Below are 13,238 nucleotides of genomic sequence, written 5' to 3'. Positions count from 1 at the left end.
CGCCAAGCCACAGAATATCCAGGAGCTTGCCCGGATCGCCGGCGTCTCCTCCGCGACGGTGTCGCGCGCGCTGGCCGGCACGGGCAATCTGTCCGTACAGACGCGCGAGCGGGTGCGCGCGCTGGCCGAGGAACTCGGCTTCCGGCCGAGCAGCATGGCGCGCAACCTGCGCACCGGCCGGACCGGGGCGATCGGCGTCGTCGTGCCGCTGGGGCACGAGCGGACGCAGCATATCTCCGACCCGTTCTTCATGACCCTGCTCGGCCATATCGCCGACAATGTCACTGAGCGCGGCTACGACCTGCTGCTCACCCGCGTCGTGCCCAACGATCCCGCCTGGCTCGACGCGATCGTCGACGCCGGCCGCGTCGACGGCGTCATCGTCGTCGGCCAATCGGATCAGGCGGAGGTGCTCGATCAGGTCGCGCAGCGCTACGCACCGATGGTCGTGTGGGGCGCGCGGATCGAGGGGCATCATTACACCACGGTCGGCAGCGACAACCGGTTGGGCGGCCGGATCGGCGCCGAGCATCTGCTCGCCCGCGGCTGCCGCAAGCTCGCCTTCTTCGGCGATCCGCGCGTGCCGGAGGTCGAGCAGCGGCTGCACGGCTTTCGCGATGCGATCCGCAGCGCCGGACCGGGCCATGTCGGCGCGCTGCTGCCGGTGCATTTCGTACCGGAACTCGCACTCACCACCATCTCCGACTATCTCGCCATCGCCGAGGGGATCGACGGCATCTTCGCCGCTTCCGACACGATCGCGATGATGACGATCCAGGCCCTCGCCGATCAGGGTCGCGCGGTGCCCGACGACGTCAAGGTGATCGGCTTCGACGATCTCGACATCGCCCGCCACACGCTGCCGCCGCTCAGCTCGGTCCGGCAGGACCTCGCCGCGGGTGCGGGCGCGCTGGTCGATGCGCTGATGCGCCGCCTCGCCGGCGCGCCGGCCGAGGCGATCAGCCTGCAACCGACCGTCACCGAGCGCGCCTCGACCAGCGCCGGCTGATCCGCCGCCCGCCGCGTCCTGCACGCGGCGGCTGTGGTATCGAAGACGCACCCGCGGTGTCGTCTGCAATCGTTAGCCAGGATAACGGACTTCCCCTTGCATTGTGCGTCGATTGCGTTACGCAATCGATTGTCACGATAGATCAAAACGATCATCAGGGAGAGGAACATGCATTTGAAGACGGGAGCCGCGATCCTCGCGCTCGCCGCCGGCCTGGCCGCCGGCCTGGCCGCCGGCACCGCCGGCGCACAGACGACGTCGACCACCGACGGCGCGCCGCAGATCACCTCGCCGAGCGCCACCGCGCAGGAGACGACCTCCGCCGACCCGAGCCAGGCGCCCGAACAGGCCTCGCCCGATACGCAGGACATCGTCGTCACCGCATCCAAGACCGGCGCGCAGACGTTGCAGACGGTCCCGCTCGCCATCCAGGCGTTCGGCGGCGAAGACCTGCGCGAACGCAACATCAACAATGTCGCCGACCTGATCTCGAACATTCCCGGCGCGTTCGAAAGCCAGCGCCAGTCGGTCGCCTCGCGCTCCTACAGCATCCGCGGCGCCGGCGCCGGCGCGGCCAACGGCGACTCGCCGATCGGCTATTACGTCGACGACGTGCCGTTCGTCGTCACCAATTTCGGCATCGCGCCGCCGATCCGCTTCCAGGACCTCGACCGCGTCGAAGTGCTGCGCGGCCCGCAGGGCACGCTCTACGGTCAGGGCTCGGCCGGCGGTGTGTTCATCTTCCACACCCGCGATCCCGACCTCAAGAAGATCGAGGGCGCGGTCGAGCTGGAAGGATCGTCGACCAAGGGGGCGGACGCGCTCAATTACGGCGTCGCGGGCGTCATCTCGGTGCCGATCGTCAAGGACCTGCTCGCGATCCGCGTCAGCGGCGGCCATTCGTTCAATCCGGGCTGGGCCGACGAATATTACGGCGCCTATGACGGCACGCCGGACCGCAAGGGCGTCAACAAGGTACGGAACGACGACATCCGCGTCGTCGCGCTGTTCAAGCCGGCCAGCAACCTGACCTTCCGTGCGCAATATTGGCATTTCCGCCCGCGGCAGGATTTCCTCGGCAGCCTGCAATCGGTCAGTCCGCCCTATTACGAGAATACCGCCGCGCAGCCGAGCTTCGGCAACGGCGACTTCAAGCTGTACAGCCTGTCGGCGACCTGGGATCTCAAGCATTTCTCGGTGACGAGCGCGACCAGCCAGCTCGACGGCAATTTCGGCATCTATGTGCCGATCTCGCCCGCCGGCTTCTTCTCGAGCCAATTCTATCCGACGATGTTCAGCCAGGAGGTGCGGATCAATTCGAACGGCACCGGTCCGTTCCACTGGCTGCTCGGCGGTGCCTATCAGAACGGCAAGGGGCCGCAGGCCAACCAGCTCGACATCCCGCCCTTCGTCTCGATCAACGCCGACAACAATACTATCACGCGCAACTATGCGGTGTTCGGCGAAGTCAGCTACGATCTGTTCGACGGCAAGCTGGTGCCGCTCGGCGGCCTGCGCTTCTATCACGACAAGCGCACCTTCGAGGATGCGAGCACGACCAACAGCAACACGCGCGACGTGACGACGTGGCGGCTCAATCTCTCCTATCTGCCGACCAACGCGCTCACCGCGTTCATCACCGCGGCGACCGGCTTCCGCGCCGGCATCGTCCAGTCGCAGGTGCAGGCGGATCTGCTCGGCCAGATCGGCATTCCCGCGGGCACGCAGACCAAGCCCGAACGCTCGCGCAATTACGAGGTCGGGGTGAAATGGCGGACGCCGGACCGCAACCTCAGCATCGGCCTCAACGGCTATATCACGCAATATAAGGACCTGCTGACCCCGACGCCGACGCTCAACGCCAGCGTTTCGGGCTTCTCCAACTTCGGCGACGGCACGACGCGCGGCGTCGACATCGACGTCCACTGGCGTACGCCGGTCACCGGCCTGTCGGTGGGCGCGGTCGCCAACTTCAACCATGGCGAATATGACCGCGTCGATCCGGTCGTGCAGGCGGCGCTGCCCTATCTCCAGAAGGGCTCGCGGCTGGTCAACACGATCGAGCAGAACTGGCGCGTCGACGCCGCCTACACCCATGCGATCACCACCGACTGGGAGGGCTTCGCCAATGCGGCGTGGAGCCACACCGGCAACCGCCTGCAAAGCCTCAACCTGACCGCGCGGCCCTATGAGAATTTCACCGCCAGCGTCGGGGTGCGTCACGGGCCCTATGAGCTGGTGCTGTTCGGCGACAATCTGTCGGACGCCAAGGGGCCGACGATCATCCTCAACAACAATCCCAACGCCGGCGCGCGCCCGACCCCGCGGACGATCGGCCTGCGCCTGCGCGCCAACTTCCAATGAGCTGGCCGCCCCCTCCTGCCGAGGGGGCAGGAGCCGCCGTGATCCTGCTTTCGCAGGAGCACGGAAGGCGCCCTAGCGCGGCGCCTTGGCCAGCGCGCTCGACAGGGCGCGCTGCGCCAGTGGCTCCATCACCGCATAGCCGGCGCGGGTCGGGTGCACGCCGTCATTGGCATAACGCGGATCGAACGCGCCGTCCGGCTGCGCGAACGGCGTGTAATAATCGATGAAGGCGATCCGCCGCTCCGCCGCGAGCGCCTTGAGCCGCGCGTTGAGCGCGCGCACCACGGGCCGCAGGTTGAAGTCCGGCCGCGGCAGCAGGCGCGACATCGGCGGAATGCTCGCCAGCACGACGGTGATGCCATTCGCCTGCGCCAGGTCGATCATCGCGCGGACGTTGTCGATCGATTCGTCCTCGGTCACCGGACCGGTCGCGCCGCCGATGTCGTTGGTGCCGGTCATGATATGGACGACGCGTGGATGCAGCGCGACGACGTCGTGATAGAAGCGCACCACCATCTGGCTGCTGCTCTGCCCGCTGATGCCGCGGTCGACGTAATTATGGCTGGTGAAGAAGCTGGGGTCGGCGTTGATCCAGCCTTCGGTGATCGAATCCCCCATGAACACGACATCCGGACGCCGGCCGGATTGCTTGAGCGCGGCATTGGCGTCGCGATAGCGGCACAGGAACGGCCAGTCGTTCGCCTGCTGCTCCGCCTGCGTCTTGCGGAAGCCCGCGCCGATCGGATTGGCCGGGTCCATGAAACGCTGCGCCATCGCCGACATCTCGTCGAGGTTGCGCGGCCGCGTCTCGAACTGCGCCGCCTGCTGCGCCGCGGCGGGCGGCACCGGCAACGGACAGCGGATCGTCGTGCCGTTGACCGCCGCAAAGGCTTCACCGAGTTGCGGCGTCGGCGGCGCAACCGGCGCCTGCGCCATGGCGGTGGTCGCTCCCAGGGCCGCGATCATGGCGGCCCGTATCGTGATACGCGGCATATCCCCTCCTGTCTTTGCGCCAGCATAGCCGGCGGAGCCGGTCAGGCAAAGGATTGTCGTGAGCCTGACAGGGCGAGATGTCGCCTCCCCGGGCCGTGGACGTAATGGTTTGCACAGGGGCTGGAGCGGTCCTAATCTCCCCGGAAAACAGGAGAGACGGGCATGAAGACACGGGCAAACGGGCGCATCGCCGCGGCGGCATCGACGATCCTGATCGCACTGGCCCCGCCGGCCGGCGCGCAGACCGCCGCGTCGCCCGTCGCCTTGCAGACCCCGGCGATGGCCGGCTGGATCGAAAGCTGGGGCACCGCCCAGCCGCTCGGCCCGGTGCCGCCGCCGCCCGCCTTCGCGCGGCCCGCCCCGTCCCGCAATGCGGTGCCGACGCCGCCCTCGCCGATCGTCCCCGTCCCGCCGACCCTCGCCGACCAGACGGTGCGGATGATCGTCCGCGCCAGCGTCGGTGGACCGCAGGTCCGGCTGGTTTTCCGCAATGCCGCCGGTGGTCCGACGGTGACGCTGGGGGCGATCCACGCCGCCCTCGCCCAGCCGGACGGTGGCATCAGCACCGCCAGCGATCGCGTCGTCACCTTCGGTGGCCGGCGCAGCGTGACGATGTTCCCCGGCGCGACGATCGTCAGCGATCCGATCCCGCTCGCCGTCGCGCCGCTCGCCGACGTCGCGGTCTCGATCCACCTGCCGGCCGCCACCCCGACCAACACCGTCCATCCGCTCGGGCTCAATCCCGCCTATATCGCCGCGGGCGACCAGACCGCCGCGACGACGCTGACCGCACCGCAGTCCGTCCGGTCCTATTTCTGGCTGTCGGGCCTCAGCGTCCCCGCCGCCGCTGCGGATGCCGGCACCATCGTCGCCTTCGGTGATTCGATCACCGACGGCTATGCGACGACACCCGGCGCGCACCGCGCCTGGCCCGAGCTGCTCGCCGCCCGCCTCCAGGCAGAGGGCGGCGGTAGGCTCGGCGTGGTCAACATGGGCATCTCGGGCAATCGCATCCTCAAGATGGGCGCGGGCGAGAGCGCGCTGCAACGCTTCGACTCCGACGTGCTGGCGCGGCCCGGCGTGCGCTGGGTGCTGCTGCTCGAAGGGATCAACGACATCAACATGAGCATCATCCCTGGCGTCCCCGCCAGCGAGGGCGTGACCGCGGCGCAGATCATCGCCGGCCTCGACCAGCTCATCACCCGCGCGCATCAGCACGGCATCCGCATCGCCGGCGCGACGATCCTGCCGACCAAGGGCCTGCCCTTCTATTCGGCGGCGGGCGAAGCAATGCGCGGCGCGGTCAACGCCTGGATCCGCGGCAGCGGCCGTTTCGATGCGGTGGTCGATTTCGACGCGGCGGTGCGCGACCCCGCCGATCCGCTGCGGCTGCGCCCGTCGTTCGATCCGGGCGACCATGTCCATCCCAACGACGCCGGCAATACCGCTATGGCGCGGGCGATCCCGTCGACGCTGTTCCGCTGAACCGCCGTGCCGTGCCGTGCCGTGCCGGTCAGGCCGGCACGGCGGTGGCGAGCGTGTCGGCCGGATCGGCGGCATAATCCTCGCGGTTCCGTCGCGCGAGCCGCGCCGCGGCGGGCTTGCGCACCAGGTTCCAGCCGCACAGCGCCGCGAGCAGCGTCGCGAAGCCGCCGCCGAGCACGATGCTGTAGACGCTCGTCCCCATCAGGTCGCCGACCGCGCCCATCGCCAGCGGCGCGAGCACCGCGCTGATGCAGGTGAAGAACAGCAGAAGCCCGGCGATCGAGCCATGCCGCTGCCGCTCGAAACAGCTGATCCCGGTCGAATTGATCGTCGGATAAAGGACCGACATGAACAGCCCCGTCGCCGGCAGCGCATAGGCGGCGACATCGCGTCCGAACACCACCGCCAGCCAGAACAGGACCGCCATCGCGCCGCTGCACGCCGCGATCACGATGCTCCAGTCGAGCCGCGCGAGCAGCCACGCTCCGAGGAACCGCCCCGCCGCGCGCAGCACGAAGAAGACCGACACCGTATAGGCGACCAGCCACGCCGCCGGGCCCTGATAGCCCGCGAAATAGGTCGGCGCCCATACGTAGATCGCCGCTTCCGCGCCGACGTAGAGCATCAGCAGCGATCCGAAGAACCACGCCATCGGATCACCCAGCAGCGCGAGGCTGCCGCGCATGTCGACCGGCGCGTCGGCTTTCGCCGCCGCCGGTTTCGGAAACGGCGTCACCACGGCGCCGACGATCAGCAGCACGCACAGCGCCGCCGCGACCAGATAGACCCATTTCCAGCTCGCCCCCATCGCGAGCGATCCGCTCACCACCGCCGGACCGACGATCGCGCCGACACCGAAGAACGCCTCGATGAGGTTCATCGTGCGCGCATGTTCGCGCGTCGAGGTGGAGATGTCGCCGATCAGCGCCAGCGCCGCCGCCTTGAACACGCCGATACCGATCCCGGCGACGAACAGCAGCACGACGAACAGGCCGAAGCGATGGCCGAGCGCGAAGAAGGCGGAACTCGCGCAGAACAGCACCAGCCCGGCGAGGATCGCCCGCTTGCGTCCGATCCGGTCGGCGAGGAAGCCGAGGCCGATCGCCGCCAGCCCGATCCCCGACATGGTGGCATATTGAAAGGCGCCCGCCGCGGTCAGCCCGAGCCGAAACTCACGGATGATCTCCGGAATCACCGTGCCGACCGAATCGGTGGTCATCGCGAAGGCGGCGAACATCAGGAAGACCAACGCCTTCACCGCACGCGCGGCGCCCCTGCCGCCGCCATCGTGCCCCTGTGCCGCCATGTCCGATCCTTCCCTGTCTTTTTCGTCGTTGCAGCGAGTGTAGCCATGGCGGGCACAATTAGGCAATCGGTTGCGTCGCGGCTTCATCGGACGGGGCGGATCGCCAGCGGCTATCCGTCGACGACGATACCGCCCTTCATCACCAGCCGCACCGACCGGACGGCATCGATGTCCGCGGTCGGATCGCCCGCGACGGCGACCAGATCGGCGAGCAGGCCCGGCTTCACCGCGCCGAGCCGGTCGCCCACCCGCATCCAGCGCGCATTGCCCGAGGTGGCGGCGAGCAGGACCTGCGCCGGCGCCATCCCGGCCGCCGCCATCAGCGTCATCTCCCGCGCATTCGTGCCATGTGCGAAGACGCCGACGTCGCCGCCCATGCAGATCGGCACGCCCGCGGCGCGGGCCAAGCGGAACGCCTCGCGGCTCGTCCGCACCGCCGCGGGCGCCGGCTCGGCGCCGCTCCAGCCGCGGTAGCGCGCGCTCGCGTCGGCCGCGGCGAGCGTCGGGCAGAAGGCGATCTTCTTCGCCGCCATGCTCGCGAAGATCGCGGGCGTGCCGCCATAGCCATGTTCGATCGTGTCGACCCCCGCAGCGATCGCGCGGCGCATGCCTTCCGCGGTCGCGGCATGGACCGCCACCGGCCGGCCCGCGTCATGCGCTGCCGCCACCGCCGCCTCGATCTCGGCGAGGCTCAGCGTCGCGCGGCTGTCCTCGCCGGCCCGCCAGCGATAATCGGCGTAGAGCTTGATCCAATCGGCGCCGGCGGCGATCTGGCGGCGCACCGCGGCGACGATCGACTCGACGCCCGAAACCTCCTCCGCCCCCTGCGGGATGGCGGCGCCCGGCTCGAACCCCTTGGGGCCATAAGCGCCGAGCGCGACGATCGCGCGCGTCGCGACGCTCAGCCGGGGCCCCTCGACGATCCCCTGATCGATGGCCGCCTTCAGCCCGACATCGGCATAGCCAGCGCCTTCGGTGCCGAGGTCGCGCTCGCTGGTGAAGCCGGCCCGCAGCGTCGCGCGCGCCTGCGCCACCGCGCGCGCGGTGCGGAGCGCGAGTGGCTCGTGCAGCACCTGATCGTCCCAGCTCGCCTCGTCATAGGGGTGGAGGAAGAGATGGCCATGCCCCTCGATCATGCCGGGCATCAGCGTATCGCCGGGCAGATCGATGCTCCGCGCCCCCGCGGGCGCGACAAGGCCGGGTCCGACCGCGACGATCCGGTCGCCGCGCACCAGCACCTGCCAGCCGGCATGGCGCGTCCCGTCGACGCCGTCGAACACCGCCGCGGGCCGCAGCAGGATGGCGCCGCCGCTGGCAGGCGCGTCCGGCGGCGCGCCGGCGCCGGTGAGCAGCCCCGCCATCATGATCGCCAACCAGCGCTTGGCCATGTCCCACTCCTCGTTCTAGGCTCGCCTCATGGTTACCCTGCTCCGGCGCGCGCGCAATCCGCTGATCTTCGCAAGCCTGCTGGCGACGACCGCCGCCGCGCCGCTGCCGGACATGGCGCGATGGCGGGCCGAGGCGGCGCGGGTGACGATCACCCGCGACGACTGGGGCGTGCCGCATATCCGCGGCCGCAGCGACGCCGACGCGGTCTTCGGCATGATCTATGCGCAGGCCGAGGACGATTTCGCCCGGATCGAGGCCAATTACCTGACCGCGCTCGGCCGGACCGCGGAGGCGGAGGGGGAAAGCGCGGTCTGGAGCGACCTGCGCCAGCGGCTGTTCGTCGACCCGGCCGCGTTGCAGGCGCAATATGCCGCCAGCCCCGGCTGGTTGCGGACGCTGATGGAGGCCTGGGCGGACGGGCTCAACTTCTATCTCGCGACGCATCCGCAGACCAAGCCCAAGGTGCTGACCCGGTTCGAACCGTGGATGGCGCTGAGCTTCACCGAGGGCAGCATCGGCGGCGATATCGAGCGCATCTCGCTCGCCGACCTCAAGACCTTCTACGGGCAGCCCACGCCGCCCTCGCCGCAGGAGCTGGGCGCGATCCCTCGCGAGCCGTCGGGATCGAACGGCATCGCCATCGCGCCCCGTCTGACCCAGGCGGGGCATGCGCTGCTGCTGATCAATCCGCACACCAGCTTCTACTTCCGCTCGGAAGCGCAGATGACCAGCGATGCGGGGCTCGACGCTTATGGCGCCAGCACCTGGGGGCAGTTCTTCGTCTACCAGGGATTCAACGCGCACGCCGGCTGGATGCACACCTCCGCCACCGTCGACAACGTCGACCAGTTCGCCGAGGCGGTGGTCCGGCGCGGCGACGGCTGGGCCTATCGCTACGGCCGTGAGGTGCGGCCGGTCACCACCCGCAGCGTGACGATCCGCGTCCGCCAGCCCGATGGCAGGCTGGGCGAACGGCGGTTCACCACCTGGGCGACGCATCATGGCCCGATCGTCGCGACGAAGAACGGCCGCTGGATCGCCACCGCTCTGATGTGGCGCCCGGTGCCGGCGCTCGAACAGAGCTGGCTGCGCACCAAGGCCAGGGATCTCGCCGCCTATACTGCGATCGCCGAGCGCAAGGCCAATTCCTCGAACGACACGCTGTTCGCCGACGATCGCGGCGAGATCGCGTTCCTGATGCCGCAATTCATGCCGGTGCGCGACGACCGCTTCGACTATACCCGCCCGGTCGACGGCAGCGACCCCGCCACCGACTGGAAGGGTCTGCACGCGCTCGCCACGCTGCCCAGCGTCGCCAATCCGCGCGTCTTCTGGGTGCACAACACCAATGACTGGCCGTGGAGCGCGGCGGGCCCCGACAGTCCGAAGGCAGCGGCCTATCCGCGCTACATGGACCAGATCGGCGGCAATGCGCGCGGCGACCATGCCGACCTGCTGCTGACCGGAAAGAGCGGCTGGACGCCCGAGCGACTGCGCGCCGCCGCCTATGACCCATATCTGCCCGCCTTCGCGCGGCTGCTGCCCGGCCTCGTCGCGGCGTGGCGGTCGCTGCCGGCGGGCGATCCGCGCCGGCGCACGCTCGCCGCGCCGGTCGCGACGCTCGCAAGCTGGGATGACCGCTGGGGCTATGACTCGGTCGCGACCAGCCTCGCAATCATCTGGGGGGACCAGTTATGGCGCGAGGTCGGCGCCTTCGCCCAGGCCGAGCGGATCAACGTACCCGACTATATCGCCACGCGGGTCACCCCCGCGGCCAAACTCGCCGCGCTCGACGCCGCGGTCGCGCGGCTGACCCGCGATTTCGGCAGCTGGCGCACGCCGTGGCGTGCGGTTAACCGGTTCCAGCGGCTCGACGACGCGATCCAGCCGCATTTCGACGACGCACGGCCGTCGACCCCGGTCCCCTTCACTTCGGCGCAATGGGGCAGCCTCGCGTCGTTCGGCGCCAAGACCTGGCCGGGGACGCAGCGCTATTATGGCACCAGCGGCAACAGCTTCGTCGCGATCGTCGAGTTCGGCCCGCGGGTGCGGGCGATGGCGGTGATGGCCGGCGGCCAGAGCGGCGATCCCGCCTCCCCGCATTTCGCCGACCAGATCGACCGCTATGCCACCGGACGGCTGCGCCCGGTCTATTTCTACCCGGACGAGCTCTCCGGCCATGTCGAGCGTCGCTATCGCCCCGGCGATCCGACGCACTGACGCGCTACATCGCCACGACGCGGCTGAGCGGGGAAACGCCATTCTCGTCGAACGCCTCGACCGCGACATGATAGCCCTGCCCCTTGGTCAGCGCGCGCAGCGGCAGCGTCGCCGCCGGTCCCGTTGCGACGCGATCGGCGAACACCTGATAGGTCAGCGCGAGCCGGTCGGGCCGGATACCCCAGCGGACGTTATAGCCGACCGCACCGGGAACGCGGCGCCAGCGGATCGTCGCGTCGCGCGTATCGGCGGCGCGCGTCGCCGCGATCAGCGCGGGGGCGGCGGGCGCCGCTCCGCCGGCGGTGCCGAAGACGCGCAGGTCGCTGATCGCGAGATTTGCGCCGCCGATATGACCATGGACATAGCGGACGAAGCGTGCGGCGGTCGGTCGCGGCAGTTCGACATAGGCGTTGGGGCGGTCGCGCCGCGGCTGTCCGGTCCGCGCCAGCGGCCGCCATGTCCGCCCGTCGCGCGACGATTCGAGGCGGAATTCGGTATAGATGTCGGGCGCGTCGCCGAACCGCCCGGCCTGATAGTCGGCGAAGTTGACCTGGACCGCGCGCAGCGTCTTCACCGCGCCGAGATCGATCGTCAGCGTCGCGCCCGGCGCCGCGTCGGGCGACAGCCAGAAGCTGCGCGGGTTCTCGTCGGCGGCATCGCTCGGCGGATGCCCGGCGACGCTGCCGCTCGCCTGCATCGGCTTGTGGTAGGAGAGCAGCATCCAGCCGGTGAACAGCGAGTCCGGATCGGTGACGCGCGCCATTGGCATGCGCTGCGGGAAGTCGCCGAACCGGGTCGAGACGCGCATCTGCCCGTCGGCGTCGAACACCGCCGGCCATAGGCCGATGCGCCGCTCGAACGTCCAGTTATAGCCGATCCACGGCGTGCCGGTGTTCCACCAATTGCCGTGCAGGTCTTGGAAGGTATTGCCGTGCCCCGCCCCCTGGACGAAGCCGCCCGGCTTGTAGCCGACCGGATTATAGGGCGCATAGGTGAACGGCCCCATCGCCGACGCGCCGACATAGGTGCCGGTGGCGTAGGAATTATATTCGGTGCCCGGGGCGCCATATTGCAGATAGTAGCGCCCGCCGACCTGGGTCATCCACGCGCCCTCCATGAACGGTTTGATCGGCGTGCCGTCGGGCAGGGTGCCGCTGTGATCCTGGCCGAACCGTTCCCAGCCATGCCGGTCGGGATCGAGCCGGATGAACGCCTTGCGCGGGCTGCCATAGGTCATCCTGCCCTCGGCGAAGCGGACCGGTGCGCCGTAGATCGGAAAGACGTTGGACGAGTTCCAATAGAGGTACCAACGCTTGTCGTCGTCGCGGAACAGGTCCGGGTCCCACGGGCCGGGCGGCACCTGATCGCCCGTGATGCTGTCCTCGAACCCCGACTTCACCGCCCCCGGCAGGACGGGCATGCGCCGGACGACATAGTCGATCCGGCCGCTCGCCGGATCGGAGGTGCCGTAGATCGCCCCCTGCCCGGTCATCGACGGCATGATCAGCAGCCGCTCGCCGTCCGAACTGACGGCCGGCGCGACGATCCCCTCCGCCGGCCAGCGGCTCGGCGTGACGAAGCGCCACGTCACCAGGTCGGCCGACCGCCAATAACCGTCCGCCAGCGTCAGGAAGAGATAATAAGCGCCCTTGAACGGCACGATCACCGGATCGGCGCCGGTGCGGTACGACACGCCCTCGTTGATCTGTTCGAAATTGTAGCGATAGTCGAGGTCGACCGGATTGGCATAGGTCTGGCCCGGCGCAGCGGCGGCGAGCGCGAGCCAGGCGATCATCGTTGCGCCTGCACGAACAGATTGGCGGTCAGCCGCCCCTGCCGCGGATCGGCGCTAAGCGGCAGGTCGTCCGGGATGATCCCCGAATGGAGCAGGCAGCCCTGATAGATGACGACGCGGTCGCGCCGCGCCTCGACCCGGCCGATCTGCTCGAACGCGGCGTTGCTCGCGGTGATATAGCCGGCAGGCGCCGCGCCCTGGTCGCGCGCGGCGGCGACGAAGGCGGCGCAATTGCCCGCGTCGACCCGCTCGATGCCGGTGGCACGCTGGCGGTAGAAAGCGGTGCCCGCGGGCTGATCGGTCAGATAATGGAGCACGGCGATATAGCCCTCGTCGGTCGCGTCGAAATGCGGCGCACGTTGCACCGGGGTCAGCGCCGCGGGCGCGGCGGTGACGATCGAGAAGCTCGCCTCGATCCAGTCGAAGCCATCGACATCGAACGCGCCGCCGATGAACGGCGCGACGCGATCGAGCAGCGCCGCCGCATAGTCATAGGCCGCGCCGTCGCCGGTGCCGAGCACGTGTCGCACGCCGGGATAATGGCCACCCGCCACCGGGAACGGCGCGAGCGCCGCGGCACTGGCGACGATCCGGTCGACGTCGCCGCTGGCATCGTCGACGATGACGACCGGGCTCCGGCTGTGCCCGACGCGCAGCAGGCTCGGCGTCATCGCACT

The 13,238-nt window shown here is 69.5% G+C and carries 9 protein-coding genes; 4 read left to right on the top strand and 5 right to left on the bottom strand.

The window, feature by feature from the left end:
• Window positions 1–16: 16 nt before the first annotated feature.
• Complete coding sequence (locus BW41_RS08545; RefSeq protein WP_200870387.1) at window positions 17–1,009, top strand: LacI family DNA-binding transcriptional regulator; 993 nt, start codon at window positions 17–19, stop codon at window positions 1,007–1,009.
• 168 nt (window positions 1,010–1,177) lie between these two features.
• Window positions 1,178–3,373 carry a TonB-dependent receptor gene (locus tag BW41_RS08540; RefSeq protein ID WP_081792989.1) on the top strand — a complete coding sequence of 732 codons (2,196 nt, stop codon included), beginning with the start codon at window positions 1,178–1,180 and terminating at the stop codon, window positions 3,371–3,373.
• A 72-nt stretch (window positions 3,374–3,445) separates the two neighbouring features.
• Here BW41_RS08540 and BW41_RS08535 read toward each other — a convergent pair whose 3' ends face one another.
• Entirely contained in the window at window positions 3,446–4,339 is an 894-nt protein-coding gene (locus tag BW41_RS08535) for an SGNH/GDSL hydrolase family protein (RefSeq protein WP_051583363.1), read from the bottom strand.
• 189 nt (window positions 4,340–4,528) lie between these two features.
• Here BW41_RS08535 and BW41_RS08530 point away from each other — a divergent pair, with 189 nt between their 5' ends.
• Window positions 4,529–5,851 (top strand): SGNH/GDSL hydrolase family protein, encoded by a 1,323-nt coding sequence (locus tag BW41_RS08530; RefSeq protein ID WP_051583362.1) that lies wholly within the window; start codon window positions 4,529–4,531, stop codon window positions 5,849–5,851.
• Between the two features lie 28 nt (window positions 5,852–5,879).
• Here the strand turns inward: BW41_RS08530 and BW41_RS08525 are convergent, their stop codons facing one another.
• Window positions 5,880–7,157: an MFS transporter gene (locus BW41_RS08525; protein ID WP_051583361.1), complete on the bottom strand. Its 1,278-nt coding sequence runs from the start codon at window positions 7,155–7,157 to the stop codon at window positions 5,880–5,882.
• A gap of 110 nt (window positions 7,158–7,267) precedes the next feature.
• Window positions 7,268–8,545, bottom strand: a complete 1,278-nt coding sequence (locus tag BW41_RS08520) for a metal-dependent hydrolase family protein (RefSeq protein WP_037533628.1) — start codon at window positions 8,543–8,545, stop codon at window positions 7,268–7,270.
• A 28-nt stretch (window positions 8,546–8,573) separates the two neighbouring features.
• Between BW41_RS08520 and BW41_RS08515 the strand changes: the two genes are divergently transcribed.
• Window positions 8,574–10,766, top strand: coding sequence for a penicillin acylase family protein (locus tag BW41_RS08515; RefSeq protein ID WP_037533626.1), 2,193 nt, complete (start codon window positions 8,574–8,576; stop codon window positions 10,764–10,766).
• A gap of 4 nt (window positions 10,767–10,770) precedes the next feature.
• Here the strand turns inward: BW41_RS08515 and BW41_RS08510 are convergent, their stop codons facing one another.
• Window positions 10,771–12,561 (bottom strand): family 43 glycosylhydrolase, encoded by a 1,791-nt coding sequence (locus BW41_RS08510; RefSeq protein WP_037533624.1) that lies wholly within the window; start codon window positions 12,559–12,561, stop codon window positions 10,771–10,773.
• Window positions 12,558–13,232 (bottom strand): DUF6445 family protein, encoded by a 675-nt coding sequence (locus BW41_RS08505; protein ID WP_037533622.1) that lies wholly within the window; start codon window positions 13,230–13,232, stop codon window positions 12,558–12,560. Before BW41_RS08505 ends, BW41_RS08510 begins: the two co-directional genes overlap by 4 nt.
• Between the last annotated feature and the right edge of the window lie 6 nt (window positions 13,233–13,238).

It is taken from the genome of Sphingomonas sp. RIT328 (genome assembly GCF_000632225.1).
GTDB classification, from domain to species: Bacteria; Pseudomonadota; Alphaproteobacteria; order Sphingomonadales; family Sphingomonadaceae; genus Sphingomonas; species Sphingomonas kyungheensis.
This window is presented reverse-complemented; position numbering and strand designations above follow the sequence as displayed.

Excerpts from the sequence above, each read along its gene's own strand:
- BW41_RS08505 (WP_037533622.1), bottom strand. The coding sequence starts at position 13,232 with ATGACGCCGAGCCTGCTGCGCGTCGGGCACAGCCGGAGCCCGGTCGTC.
- BW41_RS08535 (WP_051583363.1), bottom strand. The coding sequence starts at position 4,339 with ATGATCGCGGCCCTGGGAGCGACCACCGCCATGGCGCAGGCGCCGGTT.
- BW41_RS08515 (WP_037533626.1), top strand. The coding sequence starts at position 8,574 with ATGGTTACCCTGCTCCGGCGCGCGCGCAATCCGCTGATCTTCGCAAGC.
- BW41_RS08510 (WP_037533624.1), bottom strand. The coding sequence starts at position 12,561 with ATGATCGCCTGGCTCGCGCTCGCCGCCGCTGCGCCGGGCCAGACCTAT.
- BW41_RS08525 (WP_051583361.1), bottom strand. The coding sequence starts at position 7,157 with ATGGCGGCACAGGGGCACGATGGCGGCGGCAGGGGCGCCGCGCGTGCG.
- BW41_RS08530 (WP_051583362.1), top strand. The coding sequence starts at position 4,529 with ATGAAGACACGGGCAAACGGGCGCATCGCCGCGGCGGCATCGACGATC.
- BW41_RS08540 (WP_081792989.1), top strand. The coding sequence starts at position 1,178 with ATGCATTTGAAGACGGGAGCCGCGATCCTCGCGCTCGCCGCCGGCCTG.
- BW41_RS08520 (WP_037533628.1), bottom strand. The coding sequence starts at position 8,545 with ATGGCCAAGCGCTGGTTGGCGATCATGATGGCGGGGCTGCTCACCGGC.